18 protein-coding genes and 1 pseudogene are annotated in these 15595 nt (G+C 53.8%); 7 read left to right on the top strand and 12 right to left on the bottom strand.

Annotated elements, in window-relative coordinates; all coding sequences use genetic code 11:
• The first annotated feature begins 321 nt into the window (after nt 1–321).
• Complete coding sequence (locus tag JX360_RS05310; protein WP_244349553.1) at nt 322–4290, top strand: magnesium chelatase subunit H; 3969 nt, start codon at nt 322–324, stop codon at nt 4288–4290.
• A 22-nt stretch (nt 4291–4312) separates the two neighbouring features.
• Nucleotides 4313–4602, top strand: a pseudogene (locus tag JX360_RS17845) (type II toxin-antitoxin system HicA family toxin).
• 87 nt (nt 4603–4689) lie between these two features.
• Here the strand turns inward: JX360_RS17845 and JX360_RS05305 are convergent.
• The 4 genes from JX360_RS05305 to JX360_RS05290 form a co-directional block, all read right to left on the bottom strand.
• Nucleotides 4690–5739, bottom strand: coding sequence for a CsgG/HfaB family protein (locus JX360_RS05305; RefSeq protein WP_244349552.1), 1050 nt, complete (start codon nt 5737–5739; stop codon nt 4690–4692).
• Between the two features lie 189 nt (nt 5740–5928).
• Nucleotides 5929–6618: an ester cyclase gene (locus tag JX360_RS17700; RefSeq protein WP_425244363.1), complete on the bottom strand. Its 690-nt coding sequence runs from the start codon at nt 6616–6618 to the stop codon at nt 5929–5931.
• A 466-nt stretch (nt 6619–7084) separates the two neighbouring features.
• Entirely contained in the window at nt 7085–7933 is an 849-nt protein-coding gene (locus tag JX360_RS05295; protein WP_244349550.1) for a DUF6920 family protein, read from the bottom strand.
• 58 nt (nt 7934–7991) lie between these two features.
• Nucleotides 7992–8960 carry an Acg family FMN-binding oxidoreductase gene (locus tag JX360_RS05290; protein ID WP_244349549.1) on the bottom strand — a complete coding sequence of 323 codons (969 nt, stop codon included), beginning with the start codon at nt 8958–8960 and terminating at the stop codon, nt 7992–7994.
• A gap of 601 nt (nt 8961–9561) precedes the next feature.
• Between JX360_RS05290 and JX360_RS05285 the strand changes: the two genes are divergently transcribed.
• The 4 genes from JX360_RS05285 to gloB all read left to right on the top strand — a co-directional run bounded on the left by JX360_RS05285 (nt 9562) and on the right by gloB (nt 11360).
• A complete protein-coding gene (locus JX360_RS05285) occupies nt 9562–9744 on the top strand; it encodes a 50S ribosomal protein L32 (RefSeq protein ID WP_244349548.1) in 183 nt (60 codons plus the stop codon).
• A gap of 104 nt (nt 9745–9848) precedes the next feature.
• The gene (locus JX360_RS05280) at nt 9849–10247 is read left to right on the top strand and encodes a J domain-containing protein (protein ID WP_244349547.1); all 399 of its coding nucleotides are present in this window, start codon (nt 9849–9851) and stop codon (nt 10245–10247) included.
• Between the two features lie 88 nt (nt 10248–10335).
• Nucleotides 10336–10599, top strand: a complete 264-nt coding sequence (locus JX360_RS05275; RefSeq protein ID WP_244349546.1) for a DUF3143 domain-containing protein — start codon at nt 10336–10338, stop codon at nt 10597–10599.
• A gap of 2 nt (nt 10600–10601) precedes the next feature.
• Nucleotides 10602–11360 (top strand): hydroxyacylglutathione hydrolase, encoded by a 759-nt coding sequence (gloB, locus tag JX360_RS05270; RefSeq protein ID WP_244349545.1) that lies wholly within the window; start codon nt 10602–10604, stop codon nt 11358–11360.
• Here gloB and rpmB read toward each other — a convergent pair.
• Both rpmB and JX360_RS05260 read right to left on the bottom strand, forming a co-directional pair.
• The gene (gene rpmB, locus JX360_RS05265; RefSeq protein ID WP_235278243.1) at nt 11357–11593 is read right to left on the bottom strand and encodes a 50S ribosomal protein L28; all 237 of its coding nucleotides are present in this window, start codon (nt 11591–11593) and stop codon (nt 11357–11359) included. The genes gloB and rpmB overlap by 4 nt on opposite strands.
• Before the next feature lie 24 nt (nt 11594–11617).
• A complete protein-coding gene (locus JX360_RS05260; RefSeq protein ID WP_244349544.1) occupies nt 11618–11962 on the bottom strand; it encodes a hypothetical protein in 345 nt (114 codons plus the stop codon).
• Between the two features lie 225 nt (nt 11963–12187).
• On the opposite strand from JX360_RS05260, the gene JX360_RS05255 reads away from it, so the two are divergent.
• Nucleotides 12188–13306 (top strand): dockerin type I domain-containing protein, encoded by a 1119-nt coding sequence (locus tag JX360_RS05255; protein WP_244349543.1) that lies wholly within the window; start codon nt 12188–12190, stop codon nt 13304–13306.
• Between the two features lie 137 nt (nt 13307–13443).
• Here the strand turns inward: JX360_RS05255 and JX360_RS05250 are convergent, their stop codons facing one another.
• The 6 genes from JX360_RS05250 to psbE form a co-directional block, all read right to left on the bottom strand.
• On the bottom strand, nt 13444–13557 hold the full coding sequence (locus tag JX360_RS05250; protein WP_244349542.1) for a photosystem I reaction center subunit VIII: 114 nt from the start codon (nt 13555–13557) through the stop codon (nt 13444–13446).
• 61 nt (nt 13558–13618) lie between these two features.
• The gene (locus tag JX360_RS05245) at nt 13619–14089 is read right to left on the bottom strand and encodes a photosystem I reaction center protein subunit XI (RefSeq protein ID WP_244349541.1); all 471 of its coding nucleotides are present in this window, start codon (nt 14087–14089) and stop codon (nt 13619–13621) included.
• A 289-nt stretch (nt 14090–14378) separates the two neighbouring features.
• Nucleotides 14379–14498, bottom strand: a complete 120-nt coding sequence (locus JX360_RS05240) for a photosystem II reaction center protein J (RefSeq protein ID WP_244349540.1) — start codon at nt 14496–14498, stop codon at nt 14379–14381.
• A gap of 189 nt (nt 14499–14687) precedes the next feature.
• Nucleotides 14688–14813, bottom strand: coding sequence for a photosystem II reaction center protein PsbL (gene psbL, locus JX360_RS05235; RefSeq protein WP_011433111.1), 126 nt, complete (start codon nt 14811–14813; stop codon nt 14688–14690).
• Nucleotides 14814–14818: 5 nt separating this feature from the next.
• A complete protein-coding gene (psbF, locus tag JX360_RS05230; protein ID WP_235278249.1) occupies nt 14819–14950 on the bottom strand; it encodes a cytochrome b559 subunit beta in 132 nt (43 codons plus the stop codon).
• Between the two features lie 88 nt (nt 14951–15038).
• A complete protein-coding gene (psbE, locus tag JX360_RS05225; protein WP_244349539.1) occupies nt 15039–15284 on the bottom strand; it encodes a cytochrome b559 subunit alpha in 246 nt (81 codons plus the stop codon).
• Nucleotides 15285–15595 lie beyond the last annotated feature (311 nt).

Here is a 15595-nt window from a genome sequence, read left to right as displayed (position 1 = left end):
GGCGGTAGGCCTCACAGTAGTCATCAAGGACTTGAAGGGTGGGTAGCGCCTGACGAGCTAGAGTCATGGCTGGGTAAGGAGTTCAGCTTCTACCTCAAGCCTAGCCTCCCCATACTGACGAAAGAGGCCTAAAGCCCCTCTAACCTAGGGATCCCTCCTATCCTTGCAGAGCATCAGGGATCGTTGCGAATTGTTGCGGCTGTTACGGCTCTTGACGAAGCCAGCGCCGTTTCTCTGGTAGAACGAGAGACAGGCGATAGGGGAAAATGCCCATCCTCTAACCTGTTTCACCCTTTGCATTGCACAACGGAGAGCGACCGCATGTTTACTCTGGTCAAGCCCACAACCCGTCACATTGCCCCCAGCGACCTGCGGGATCGCACCCTGATGAAGGTGGTGTATGTGGTGTTGGAGCCGCAGTATCAGAGTGCCCTGACGGCAGCGGTGCAGCGTATCAACAGCCAACATCCCCGTTTAGCTGTCGAGATGTCGGGTTATCTTGTCGAGGAGCTACGGGATCCCGCTGGGTATGAGGCGTTTAAGCAGGATCTGAAGACGGCGAATGTTTTTATCGGATCCCTGATTTTTATCGAAGATATTGCCCAGAAGGTGGTACAGGCGGTGGAGCCGGTGCGGGAGCGACTGGATGCTGCGGTTGTGTTCCCGTCCATGCCAGAGGTGATGCGCCTCAACAAAATGGGATCCTTCTCCATGGCGCAGTTGGGCCAGTCTAAGAGCGCGATTGCCCAGTTCATGCGCAAGCGCAAAGAAAAACAGGGATCCAGCTTCCAAGACGGCATGCTGAAGCTGTTGCAGACCCTGCCCAAGGTGCTGAAGTATCTGCCCTTTGATAAGGCGCAGGATGCCCGCAATTTTATGCTCAGCTTCCAGTATTGGCTGGGGGGATCCACCGATAACCTGGAGAACTTTTTGCTGATGCTGGCGGATCGCTATCTGCCGGGGATGAAAGATCAGGTCACCTTTGCCGAGCCGGTCACCTTTCTGGATATGGGCATCTGGCATCCGCTGGCGCCGCAGATGTTCGCCACTGTGCCGGAGTATCTGACCTGGTTGAACGCCCGTGAGGATCTGCCGGAGGAGGTGAAGGATCCCTTGGCTCCCTGTGTGGGGCTGGTGTTGCAGCGAACCCATTTGGTTACCGGCGATGATGCCCACTATGTGGCGATGGTGCAGGAGCTGGAGTCGCGGGGGGCGCGGGTACTGCCCATTTTTGCTGGGGGACTGGATTTTTCCAAGCCGGTGAATGAGTTCTTCTGGAATGCCGAGAAAACAGCGCCGATTGTGGATGCGGTGGTGTCTTTGACAGGCTTTGCGTTGGTGGGTGGCCCGGCCCGGCAGGATCATCCCAAGGCGGTGGAGTCCTTGCAGCGGCTGAATCGTCCCTATATGGTGGCGTTGCCGTTGGTGTTTCAATCCACCGAAGAATGGGCGGATAGCGACCTGGGCTTGCACCCGGTGCAGGTGGCGTTGCAGATTGCCATTCCCGAACTGGATGGGGCGATTGACCCGATCATTTTGTCAGGACGGGATGCGGCCACGGGCAAAGCGCACGCCCTGCAGGATCGGATTGAGTTGATTGCAGCGCGAGCAATCAAATGGGCCAATTTGCGCCGCAAACCCAAGCTAGACAAAAAAATTGCCATCACCGTCTTCAGCTTCCCGCCGGATAAAGGCAATGTGGGCACGGCGGCCTACTTGGATGTGTTTTCCTCCATCCATCGGGTGATGCAGGCTTTGGCCAGTAATGGCTACGATCTGGGATCTGAATTACCAGAAACTCCCCAGGCGTTGATGGAGTCCATCTTGCACGATGCTCAGGCCCAATATGCCAGCCCTGAGTTGAACATCGCTGCCAAACTGTCTGTGCGAGAATACGAAAGCCTCACCCCCAATGTCAAAGCGATTGAAAAATATTGGGGGCCGGCACCTGGTCAATTGAATACCGACGGGCAAAATCTACTCATTTACGGTAAGCATTTCGGTAATGTGTTCATCGGGGTACAGCCCACCTTCGGCTATGAAGGGGATCCGATGCGGCTGCTGTTTTCTAAGTCCGCTAGCCCTCACCACGGCTTTGCCGCCTACTACACCTATCTGGAAAAAATCTGGGGGGCGGATGCGGTACTGCACTTTGGCACCCACGGATCCCTGGAGTTCATGCCCGGCAAACAAATTGGTATGTCCGGGGAGTGCTATCCCGACAATTTGATTGGATCCATTCCCAATCTCTATTACTATGCCGCCAATAATCCCAGTGAGGCGACGATTGCCAAACGGCGGGGCTATGCCTGTACCATCAGCTACCTGACTCCGCCTGCCGAAAATGCCGGACTCTACAAAGGTTTGCAGGAATTGCGGGAGTTGATCGGCTCCTACCAAAGCCTGCGGGAAGGAGGACGCGGGATCCAAATTGTCAATACCATTTGCGACAAAGCCCGCATGGTCAATCTGGACAAGGATGTGGAGTTGCCGGAGGTGGATGCAGCGGAGTTGAGTTTGGAAGAACGGGATACCGTTGTTGGCAAGCTCTACGCCAAGTTGATGGAAATTGAGTCGCGGCTCTTGCCCTGCGGCCTGCATGTTATTGGTGCCCCTCCCACCGCTGAAGAGGCGATTGCCACCCTGGTGAGTATCGCCAGCATTGACCGCCCCGAAGAAGAGATCCTTGGTCTACCGCGCATTATCGCCCAAAGTTTGGGACGCGATATTGATGACCTGTATCGCAGTCGGGATCGGGGTAATTTGGCAGATACTGCACTGCTGGATCAGATCAACAAAGCCTGCCAAAAAGCGGTCGCTGCGCTGGTGAAGGAGCAAACCGACGCCGAAGGGCGCGTCTCCAAAGTTTCGAAGCTTAACTTCTTTAACATGGGCCGCCAAGCCCCCTGGGTGACTGCCCTGAAAGAGGCCGGATATCCCCATGTGGATTCCGACTTGCTTAAGCCCTTGTTCGAGTTTTTGGAAGAATGCCTCAAACAAGTGACGGCAGATTTTGAACTGGGATCCCTGCTCAGGGCCTTGGAAGGAGAATACATTGTGCCAGGGCCGGGTGGGGATCCGATTCGCAATCCCAATGTGTTGCCCACTGGGAAAAACATTCATGCTTTGGATCCCCAGTCCATTCCCACCTCAGCGGCGATTAAGTCAGCCGAAATTGTGGTGGAACGGCTGCTGGCGCGGGAAATGAGCGTCAACGGTGGCAAGTATCCCGAAACCATTTCGGTGGTGCTCTGGGGCACGGATAACATCAAAACCTACGGTGAGTCCTTGGCTCAGGTGCTGTGTTTGCTGGGGGTACGGCCCAAGCCAGATGCCCTCGGTCGGGTGAACAAAGTGGAGCTGATTCCACTGGAAGAACTGGGTCGGCCCCGCATCGATGTGGTGGTCAATTGCTCCGGTGTATTTCGCGATTTATTTGTGAATCAGATGGATTTGATTGACCGCGCCGTGAAATTGGCTGCGGAAGCTGTTGAGCCTCTAGAGCAAAACTTTGTCCGCAAACATGCTCTACAACAAGCGGAAGAAATGGGCCTGACCCTAAGCCAAGCCGCCACCCGCGTCTTTTCCAATGCCTCGGGATCCTATTCCTCCAACGTCAATTTGGCCGTGGAAAACAGCTCCTGGGAAGACGAAAGCGAGCTGCGGGAAATGTATCTCACCCGCAAATCCTTCGCCTTTGGTTCCAACCTACCCAACCAGCAGATGCGGCAACTGTTTGAGTCCAGCCTCAAGACGGTGGATGTCACCTTCCAAAACCTGGATTCATCGGAAATCAGCCTGACGGATGTCAGCCACTACTTCGACTCGGATCCGACCAAGTTGGTGCAGAGCTTGCGCCAGGATGGCAAAACTCCCTCGGCCTATATGGCGGATACTACCACCCCCAACGCCCAGATCCGTACCCTGAGCGAAACCGTCCGACTGGATGCCCGCACCAAGCTGCTCAATCCCAAGTGGTACGAGGGCATGCTCAAGCATGGGTACGAAGGGGTGCGGGAGATCGCAAAGCGCTTGGTGAACACCTCCGGTTGGTCCGCCACCGCTGGGGCTGTCGATAACTGGGTTTACGAGGAAACCAACGAGACCTTCATCAAGGATGAGGCGATGCGCCAACGGCTGATGAACCTCAACCCCCATTCTTTTCGGCGTATTGTCGGATCCCTGCTGGAGGTGAATGGTCGCGGCTATTGGGAGACCTCACAGGCCAATATTGAGCGGCTGCAGGAGCTATATCAGGAGATCGAGGACAAGATTGAGGGGATTGAGTAGCTACTGAAGAGGGAAAGATCTCTTGACTCAGTTTGATAAGTTCTTGGCAAAGATCCTGTTGGGAACGTCTGACACAAGCATTCCCTTTGCTGATCTTTGCCAAGTTTTGAAAAGACTTGGGTTTGCAGAACACATTAGAGGTAGCCATCACATCTATACACATCTATACACATCTATACAAAAGATGGGGTTGCTGAAATTAAAATTATTAATATTCAGCTGCAAGGCAATCAAGCCAAATCTTATCCAGTCAAACAAGTTAGGGAAATCATTCTCAAATACAAAAATGTGGAAGTCATCCTGCATGAGTAGATTGAGACGGATCAGGAATTAGGCAGAGGGATCCTGCAGCCCAAAGAGAAACTAACTCATGTCTGCCTAGGTGGAGCCATAGCCAGTTTACTGAATCGGCTTAGCGACATCCCCTACCGAGAAGCTTGCTCCGCTGAGAATACGCCCAACGCTGGAGCCATCATCCACTTCTGTGAGTTGGATCTGTCCGGCAGGCTCAGTTAATTTACGCAACACTGCCCCTGTGGCTGGATCCGTGACTTCCCGCACCACCCGCTCCACCGAGAGAATTAAACCCACTCGATACCCATCACGGCTGCCCTTATTCAATATCACCTGGTTGCCATACACATCTGCCACTAGGGCATCCACCGTCGGCAAGGCTTGCGGTTGAGCAGCCAAACGTCCAGCAGCGGCCACCAACTGACCCGCCACTTGATCCACAGCCTGTTGAGTGGCCAATACCAACAGCTTTTCTTCATTGCTGGTGGCGGATCCCCCCCCAAAGCCAGCCACAGTTACGGTGCTATCGGACTGGCTGATGTTTCCCCGACCTTCCACGACCGTCAAAATTTCCGCAGTGCTGGTGCTGACCAAGCGGACATTCAGCTGCACATTGGCATCCGCATCCACCGACTCAGCCCCCACCGCCACCGGGAACCGCCCAAACGGAGTCAAGACAGGGGCCCCTCCCCCGGAGCGGCGTACAGACACATCAAACTGCGTCACACTACCGATGATCACGGCATCTACCCCCAGGATTCGCCCCACTTGAGCGGCTGTGTTGGCATCCAATCGCCCAGATAGACCCAGGTTTTGCTCAGCCAAGATGGCTTCTAGCCGCGACCGTTCGATCACCGAGAACGTTCCATCTTTCACCAATCGATCCACCAAGACATCACTCACTCCCCGGGAGGCATTGGGAATGCTGTAGGGATTGCTGAGGCTGCTGAAATCAAAATCCAGGACAGCAATCCGAGGTCGGGATGTCGGTTGCAGTGCTTGTCCACTCTGGCTAGGAGCAGAAAGGGTACAGCGGATATCCTGTGGAAATTGCTGACAGAGAGTCGGATTGGCCGACTGAGCTACCACAGGGATCCCGCCCCACAATCCTGTGATCACAGGGATCCCGAACATCAAAACCCACCGGTTACACATAACCAAGCTCTCCAAACACAGGACAGAATTAAGGTGACCTTCCACAGCCTGACCCCAAAATAGCTTAAGGGCAGTGACAGGTATCACAAGTGTCATCTTCCGAAGTGTAAAAAATAGGCCACCCTTTCTCTGGGCAGCCCATCGTGTATTGTCTTGAGTTGACTTTGAATGTAGAACCGTTGCACCGCTTTAGTGGCTAACGGGGCATTTGCCACTCGTCAGTTTCATCAGCATGTTATTCGTATCAAAGAAGTGTTCCACCGATTCAATCTTCAGATCCTCAGTGACTTTGGCGATGCTGAGCCCCACCACTTCAATGGTTTCTCCAGTAGGCTGGTAACCTTTATAAGCCCCCTTGAATGTCCCCCAGTGTCTCCACTTAAAAACAACATTGGGAGGGCCTGCCACCACTTCAACCAGTTCCCAGTGGAAACCATCCGGGAAAGCATTATGGAAGAGGTTATAGGAGGACTCAAAGGTTTCTTCGGAGGCCCGATAATGATCGGAGTCTTCTAAAAAGAGGTTGTAGGTGCCCCGCTCTACAATGTCCTCGGCTGTATATGCCTTGCCGCCATTGGTGCTCATGCGAAACTTATCTGTGACGATAGACAGCCACTGCTGGGGATTGGTTTTGAAGGAGGCTTCCATCTCAAACACCCGCACCAGATTGTGGGCAATAGCGTTCAAGGAGCCTTCCGCATGATTGCATTGACGCTCTTGTTCGAGAAAAGTATTGGTTCGTGAGTAGTCTGGCCGTTGACCATCACGCCATTGCACACCCTCATCATGCTGAATCACGGCTTCACGATCTTGCACCCAGAGCGGTAAGTCTTGTGTTGTCGCCACAGTTGTCTCCCCCCTACATCTGCGATAGAACATCAAAAAACAGGCATTCTGTTTGCCCGCGATTGAAGTCTAGCACCCTCTATTCCCGAAGAAAATGTATGCGTAACTACAAAAATTCACCCGCAGCAGCTTCAATCCTACGGAGAAACGCCTTGAAGTTTGACGATAATGGGCCTGGATAAAATAGTTAAGAATCATTAAGGCAAAAAATAGGGCTAGGCAAGTGTTGCTCTCTCCTTGGGCAGGGATCCCCAAATTCCCCTTGCTAAATAGGTTTTTCTTTGACAGGCTCAGCAGGGCGTGAAAACCATCTAGTGTGTTAAGGGAGCCATTATCAATTTTTCATTCTGCTTGCGTGTTCTTTCAGAGTCAGCCTTTCTGTCATTGTACTTATTTTAACCGTCTTCTCGATTATCTACCCTTTGGATTGAGTATTGGACTCGATACTCGTGAAATACAATCAGGAATCCACCTTTTGAAACAGCCAGCCCCCGAAGATCTACTGGTTAAATTCGTAGGCTAGCTCAGTGATCTGACCCCGCCAGTAGGGTTTTGCCCCATCGGCCAAAATCCAGGCCACCTCCCCTTGCGTGGGCACCAGCATACCCTGCCGCCGCTCGTAGGCTGACCAACGCCCTTCCCAAGGGGTGGGGATCACCTCTCCCCCCACAGCGCGTCCACGGGCTTCCGCTCGGACGGTCTGGATCAACCCCTCAGCGTCAAAGTGAAACAGCAACCTCAAGCTCAAGTCGCCATCCCGAATGGTGGCCCAGGCGGAGCTGTCATCCACGGGATCCCACTGCACCCCCTGACTAGGCAGCAAAGCCGTTGGATACCAAGCGGTTTCTGCAAACCAGCGCATCAGTTCCCCGGCGGCAGTCTCAGTTCTGTCTTGCAGATGCACCAGCGGGATCAGGCCCAACAGCGCGGCATGGAGGATCCCTTCTCCCTGAATGTAGGCATCATGCACTCGCGCCACTACGCCCGGCAGCATGGGTATCTGAGCATCCCACAAAAATCCAGGAGGTTGTGTCGTCACCCATTGGGTGGAGGTGAAGGGTCGCCAATGGTCGCCGTTCTCGCTGAGGTTAAAGGTGCCCGTATGACGGATGTACACAGAGTGAACCAACGGTTGCCCCTCGGATAGGACGGCGCGGAAGTAGCGCTGCACAGGCGGCGGTAGCCCCTCCAGCTCTTGCGGGTCGTAGCAAGCCAGGGAGGGTGGGGCCGTTTTAAGACCTGACCGAAGCGCCTGTGTCTGTGCCTGCCAATGGGATCCGCCGTACCAAACTGCCACAAGGCCGAACAGCACAAGAGCCAGCAGAACAAAGCCAAGGATTCTGACCATGGCAAACCTTCTATAAGAAAAGGGCAAAAAACATGGGGTTAATAGCCTTCCGCCAGGATCACATGTTCACGATCACACTCTCCACAGGGCGGCGGGGCGAGGGGGGTACCTCTTCCAATGGATAGCCCAGACGCAGGAGAATCTGTGGGGATCCTGTGCCTTCCAACAGTTTTTGCACCTCTGGGCGCAAGGATTGCACCTGGAGTGGTTGGTTGAGATAAGAAGCTTGTAACCCCAGTTGCCGAGCGGTGAGCAACACCCGTTGCAACCCTTGTCCGGCTTCCAGCCACCCACGTACATCCTCCTGACCGGATCCCAACAGCGCCAAGAGAGGAGCCGACTCCGCCAGATCTTTGTCCTGGGATCCCATGCTGCGGCCCATATCCAGGGTGCGCACTACCCACTGAGCAATCGGCCCGCTCCAATTGGAAACCGCCAGCCCGTCTCCTCGCCGCCGCGGATGCATCCAGGCCGCCAGCTCCCGTCGCCACCGGGGATCCCCCCATTGCAGGACATCACTCTCGGCCACCAAGGCTGCGGCCTTTTGACGGGCCTCTGGAGTCATAAGGGGTTGCAACCAGGCTTTTTCGGCACGGGCTGCCTCGATTAGAGCGTCTATCACAAAAGGCTCAATCGGTCTGTCGGCGAACGGCTTGCGGTAAGTCTGTCGCAAGGGGATGCATTCCGCTAAGCCCGCCTCAGAGGCCGCTATTGCACCCCCAGAGATTACGGTCAAACGGGCCAACCAATCGGGATCTTCAGGATCCGGCAACAACTCCACCCTGAACTCATCGTTGTGACTGGCAACAGCAATGCGCAGGTTCATCAAGGCACAACCACAGCTCAGGGTCAGCTCGCGATCCTCAGGATCATTCACAGGCAGTGCGCGAGTACGGTCGGCAAACAGATCGATGTCTTGACCCGCCACCCGAAACCACCAGGGTTGAGTGTTGTGGCTGGAAGGAGCCAGGATTGCTTGGGCAATGAAGCGCTCGGCCAAGTCTTGGCGTTCATCCACGCTCAGCATAAATCCTCCTCAAAAGAGATAGGGACAGCAAAAACATGGGCAGATGAGGGATCCCTTCACAAAAAAGGGAAGCTGGCTCAGTCGGGGTCATCCCCTCTGACCAGACCCATGAGAACCAGGTCTTTTTATTCCGTAGATTGGACTCCTTCCTGGACGGATTTTGGGCGAAACATTCAAGAAATCCAGAACTGACCAAATGGGAGCACCAAAATCGTCCTCAAGTGGCTGTTGAGAAGTTTCAGCAAAGATTTTAAGTTCCCTCTATAGTTTCTCATGACCAAAATTGAATCTGAGGTAGATCGATAGGATTCTTCGTTTTTGCTTTAGCTATACCTTAGCTATAATGTTAAGAATTGATGATTTGACAAGATTATTTCACAATCAATTTGTTTCTTTAATCCAATTTTTCTGCTCCAGTGTTGCAGACACTAGAAGCCATACCAAGGGATCCCTTAAAGGGCAGTTCTGCAGGGTGAGGGCTACGGAGGACTGTATGGGTAGATAGGAGATAATAGGGAGAATCTGGTGTTGAGCTAAATGGCCAGGGCACACACCGCAAACTCAGTGCTAGCCTAGTAAGGCTGTATTCTCATGCACGGTCATGGCTGTTCCCAAGAAGAAAACCTCCAAATCCCGCAGCCGCAAGCGCTACGCCACCTGGACTCACAAGGCGACGTTACAGGCACAACGGGCAATGACCATCGGGCGCTCGATTTTGACTGGTCGCAACACCGGCTTCTACTACCCCGATGCCAAGACAGAGACAGAGGATGAGGAAGAATAGATTCCTCCCGTATGGAAGCCAATGATTACACTGGATGAGTGGACTAAACTAGGTTCGTCAGAAGAGTTCTTTCGCTACTGCCGTCTCGTTATCCATTGGCTTCCATGCACTCGCTGACCTCCCTCACCTACTACCAACGGTTGGGCCTGTCTCCGGGGGCATCTCCTGAGGCCATTCGGCGGGCCTATCGGCAACTGAGCAAACGCTACCATCCCGATACTTCTCCCCTAGCTCCAGAGGTGGCGATTCGACGCTTTCAAGAGCTGCAGGAAGCCTACTTAATCCTCAGCAACCCCCTACAGCGAGCCATCTACGATGCCAGTTTGCGGGCAGTGCTCTCCAATCCGGGGTCAGCCGAGAGGGATTCCCTGGAGCTGCGGATGGAAACCCGACCTCTCTCGGGCGGCGAAATCTGTGCTCTGTTGCTGATGGGATCCACCTTCTTGATGTGTTTGCTGTTGGCGGGTACCCTGGCTTGGCTGCGGGAGAGTGGGGCAGGCTGATGGATTTGTATCAAGAGTGCTTGACTGGGATTCCTGGTTTGCCTGTTTTGATGACTCCTCCTTGATCTCAATCTATCTCGATCTTGCTATGCCTTTGCCTCCTGCAACGACCCCCCTCTACAATCACCCCCTCCACGCCATCGAACGGTGGCTAGAAGATCTAGGCTGTATCCGGGATCCCAAGGATGTGGAGCAATGGTTTTGTGAACGCCCCCAGTGGAAGGCCTGTCTGCGCCTGGATGAGACCACTATTTGGGTGCGCTACACCTACCAGGATGGCAACACCAAGACTCTGTCTTTTCCCTATTCTCTTAGCCGTGGGGATGTGGAACAGGCGATTTTCGAGGATTAGCCATGCGCATTCTACAACTGCCCGTCCTGCGCGATAACTACGTGTATCTGCTGCACGATCCCGATACGGCAACAGCAGCAGTGGTGGATCCAGCTGTGGCTGAACCGGTACTCGAAAAACTGGCGGAGCTACAGGCCGATTTGGTGGCCATTTTTAATACCCATCACCATCACGACCATGTGGGCGGTAATCAGCCGTTGTTGGCCCGCTACCCCTATGCGGCGGTTTATGCCAGTGGGGTGGATCGGGGGCGGATCCCAGGCCAGACAGTGGAGTTGGCGGCGGGGCAAATGGTTCAGTTCAACCGCCACACGGCCCAGGTGTTGTTTGTGCCGGGACATACCCGTGGCCACATTGCCTACTACTTTCCCGAAAGTGGCGATCTATTCTGTGGAGATACCCTGTTTGCAGGAGGGTGTGGGCGGCTGTTTGAGGGAACCCCGCAACAAATGCTGGGATCCCTGGATCAATTGCGCCAACTGCCAGAACCCACAAGGGTGTGGTGTGCCCATGAATACACCCTGAACAATCTCAAATTTGCCCTGACGGTGGATGGAGACAACCCTGACCTGCAAGCTCGCTACCGGGCGGTGGAAACCCTACGCCAAGTGGGCTCCCCGACTGTACCCAGCACCATCGGCGAAGAACGACGAACCAATCCTTTTTTACGTTGGGATCAGCCTGCTTTGCAAGCAGCTGCTGGAAGCCAGGAGCCGGATCGGGTCTTAGCTCGCATTCGCAGTATGAAGGATCACTTCTAAAACTGATTTAAGTTGATCCCGGCTTCACGGGCCATGGCCCCGATACCCTTGGCTTTCAGGGTCTTGAGGGCTTTGGTGGAGAGGCGCAGGCGCACAAAGCGGTTACCTTCTTCCCACCAGATGCGTTTCCACTGCAAATTAACCTCTTGCAGGCGCTTGGTGCGTCGGTGAGAGTGGGAGATGGAGAAAGCGTTGTTCCGCTTCTTATCAGTCAGTTGGCAGCGACGCGCCATGGGCTTGGGGTGAACTCAGCTTTGCTATCTTAAGGTATCTTTTTGCCTAGCAGCAAGCTGAAGTTGACTTTGCAGCTGAGCCAACTCGGCTTTGAGCTGATCAAAGGTTTGCTGACAATGATTAACACTTTTCAGAGGTAATTCCTCATTCTTGGCAATGCAAGTCACTTGGATGGAGCCATCCGCACTCTGGCGGGTTCGATCCATCAGTACCTCCACGGTCACCAACTTGGTGTAGGGATTTCTTCCCGGTGGCTCACCGGCCACCCAGTAGTCGGGACTATTGTGGAGGACATTGAGCTGGCAGCGCTCCAGAATGGCGCGGATCGACTCGCTCAACTGTTCGGCTGAGCCTACAAGTTGGGTCACGCAAGAGTATCGAGCCATAAGAGAAGCAAGTCACCAAGGCCATCCTACCACCAACTTTTCGGATCCTGGCATGACCTGCTGTTAGCAAGAGTTGGCAGAACAATATTGCGCTCAAAGGTAACCCACGTCCGCCCTGCCAGCCCTTCCGGGTATCGTCTAACTAGGCTACAACGTAGGCAACGCCTTCCCCAAGTTCCCACATGCTCCGCACTTAGGAGACGGGTTATGTCTATGGTTTTGTCTCTAGGTCGTTCACTTCCCCTACCCCTACTGGGAGCCCTGACGGTGGGGTGGATGGTGGCTGCTCCCAGTCAGGCGCAACCCTTTCAAGCTGGGGATCTGGATGGGGATGGCCGCTTAACTGTGCAGGATCTGAACCTGTTGGGATCCTATTTGCGCGGCGAACGGGGCTTGACGGACGACCAGATCCGGGCTGCGGATGTCAATCAAGATGGCCGCATCACAGAAGCCGATTGGCAGGTGTTGCAGCAGCGCATTCAGGTGGCCACGAATGCTCGTACAGGTCAAGTGCAATTGGACTCTGCCTATTCTGGTCAGGTGGTGGATCGGCTGACGGGACAACCCTTGGCCGGTGTCGAGGTCGCCATTCCCGGCGCTGGCATTTCGGTGCGAACGGATGCGCAGGGACGTTTCCGGTTGCCGGGTGCAGTACCTGCTGAAGAAATTCTGGTGGCCCGCTTAGAAAATTACTTGCCCTACTCCCAAAGTACCGGCAGCGGCCAGGCCAGTGGGGATCAACCTTTGCAAGTGCAGTTGGAGCGCTGGGATCCGAACACCACTTTTGTCTTGGAGGCCAATGTCATTCGGCTTGGAGACAACCAATATTCACCGGAATCTGCCGCTGCCGGACAATTCTTGGCCCCAGCCAAAGGGGTGGAGCTGACCCGTTCTTTCACGCTACAGCACATGCCCCCACGCCCGCCGATCCTACGGATTGGATCCTTGATCGGGCTGGATACTGCCGAAGCCTATCGAGCGGGTCAATCGCGGATCCCGAGCGCCGATATGTCGCCCATGCAGGTGATTCTAAACGGAGTAGAGGTGGCTCAAATTCGCTTAGGCGGCGATAACCTAAGGATCCCCTTGCCTCTCAACCACCTGCGCCTCGGACTGAACACAGTTACTCTACGCACTGGCAAGACGGTGGTTCAACCCAGTATGGTCAGCCGCAGTCCACAGGGGCGGATAAGTATCCCTCTGCTAGGGGGATCCCTGCAAATCTCTGTACCCGTAGGGAGTAGCGCAGGTGGGAGGTCAGGCGGAGCTTGGGTGGATTATGACGATGTGCAGTTGGCCAATGTGACGATTGAGATTCCCAACTGAGGGTTCAGAAGCAATCTGGTCATAACCAACCCCAAAAGATAGGGATCCCTAGATATGTAGGGATCCCTGGCTCAACTTTCAGGAATGAGGCTTATTTTACAATCAACTGACGCGAGCGAGTATAGAAATACTCCAGACTAATCTCGCTCAACATAGAGAAAGAGAACCGCCATGCTGACAGCAGGCAACAACCAGCAGACAATCGGAATGAAAATCCAAGGGAGGTAGGCGGCAGCGTAAGAACCAGTCATGAAAAGTGCTCCTGTAGAGTATTCGAACAACAAACCCTTAAATCATCTCTGTCAATTGCTGTTAATTGACCAAGCCACGGAAGATGGCGTTGATACCCGCAAAGTTCTCCAGCAGGAAGTAGGCTGCAAAAACTCCGCCCATACCCCCCAAGAAGAATCCTGCTGTCAAATCTCCCCAGCCCCGCGCTGTGGCCAGAGGTTCAGCTCCTGGAGTTTCCGGTTTGTTGCCAAAGCTCACGCTGCCGTAGGCTGACATACAGGCGGTACCCAACAGCACGATCACCATGGCGGTCACCAATCCACCCAAATTGGCGGCCTCAGGGTAGTCACGTAACGGGCCAACCACAATTTCCGGGCCAACCAAGAAGTAGCCGTGGGCCAAACCAATCTCCAATCCCCGCAACAGCGGCGACAGTCCAGGGCGGTTGATGGGGAGGTTGTTGATGAACAGACGGGTAACGGGAGAATCACTAATGGGCGTAGAAAGATGCCCCTCGCAGGGATCGTCGTTAAAGGTGCGAATGTAATCCATGTCCGAAGGTCCTGCCTGGAATTTTGGGATTCATTCTACGGGGCTTAAGTTGCGCTCTCGGCAGCGATCACCCGGATCGTTAGAAAAGTTCATGCTCCCTTAACACAGATCCAGAATCAACCCAAATGGACTCCCTCACCTAAAGTTGGGATCCCATGCCTGAGAAACGTCGAAGCAACAGCGAGGGAACCCATTTTTGAATAGCAAAAGCAGGCCCAACTGAGATCAGCTAGGCCAAATGGATTGTAAAGTTACGGCAAAACGGAAAATCTGACCAAAAACCCTAGCCTCACAGGCTTGAGCCTAGACCCACATAGGAGCCGTAGAAGAAAAGCCCAACCACTGTTATCACACCCAAACCAGCGATTACCGCCACTATCCACAAAGGGATCCTTGCCTGACTGGTCATACCGATTACCCTCCAAAAAACAGAATCAACACAACAAAATCAACACAGATGAAACGTACAGGGAGAACCTAGAGCTAAGTACGACTGGGTACGCTACAGTCAATCCCCTAAAGAGCTCGAGGCGGACACCAATTGCACGCCACTTTTTCCCCGCTCAAGGCCGAGATTCAGTTCAAGCCTCAATTGGGTTCAATTGAGAAAGTAGCTAGAGAACAACAGCCCAACCACAAACACCAACAGCAGCCCCAAATACAGGGAAGTGCGGTTCAGTTCAACCGGTTGGGAATTGGGATTTCTTTCGGGTTGGTCAGCCATTGGGTTCACCGTTGAATAAACTGCATTGCAGCGATGGCACCCAAGAAGAAAACCGTTGGGATCGCCAAGGTATGCACCGCCAGCCAGCGGACGGTGAAAACAGGGTAAAAGACGGGTTCGTCAGAGTTAACTGCCATAGTCGGAATCCTGTCCTAGCAACAAAAGAAAACAAAATAGATTTACAAATTGAAACATCAAGTTGCGTAGACTGGCTGAGGCCAGTTCCTATGGCCCCAGCTTCTCTAGCTGGTCTAGAGCCTGAAAACGGTCGCTCACAATCGGCAACTCTTGCCGCTCTGCCGTGAAATACTCATTGGGGCGGGGAGTGCCGAAAACATCATAGGCCAAGCCGGTGCTCACAAACAGCCAGCCCGCCAAAAATAAAGCAGGAATGGTGAGAGCATGGATAACCCAGTAACGGACACTGGTGATGATATCGACGAAGGGCCGCTCTCCGGTGCTGCCAGACATGAACTTCCTCCCTTAGGTACTGCAGTAATGATAAAAGTGCGTTCTGAATATACACAATGATAAGGATCCTGATGCACAACTACAAGTTGCAAGAAGATTTCTCAGGAGATTTGGTCGCCAAACTGGATCCCGCCTCAGATAAGTAAAATTTCCTAATCATTGTTGGGCCTAACTGAGTACAGCCCTTTAGTGCTCCGCAGTCGCGTGTTGCGTAGCATTAGCGTTGCGTAGCAACAATGCCTACGGCAGGCTGCGCCACCCCAAAAGTGAACGTGGGTTTGCGACAATAACAGTTGTGTCCTTACCCTATT

The sequence above is a fragment of the Thermostichus vulcanus str. 'Rupite' genome, from assembly GCF_022848905.1.
Taxonomy (GTDB): Bacteria; Cyanobacteriota; Cyanobacteriia; order Thermostichales; family Thermostichaceae; genus Thermostichus; species Thermostichus vulcanus_A.
Note: the sequence above shows the minus strand (reverse complement) of the source record. Positions and strands in the feature narration are given on the sequence as shown.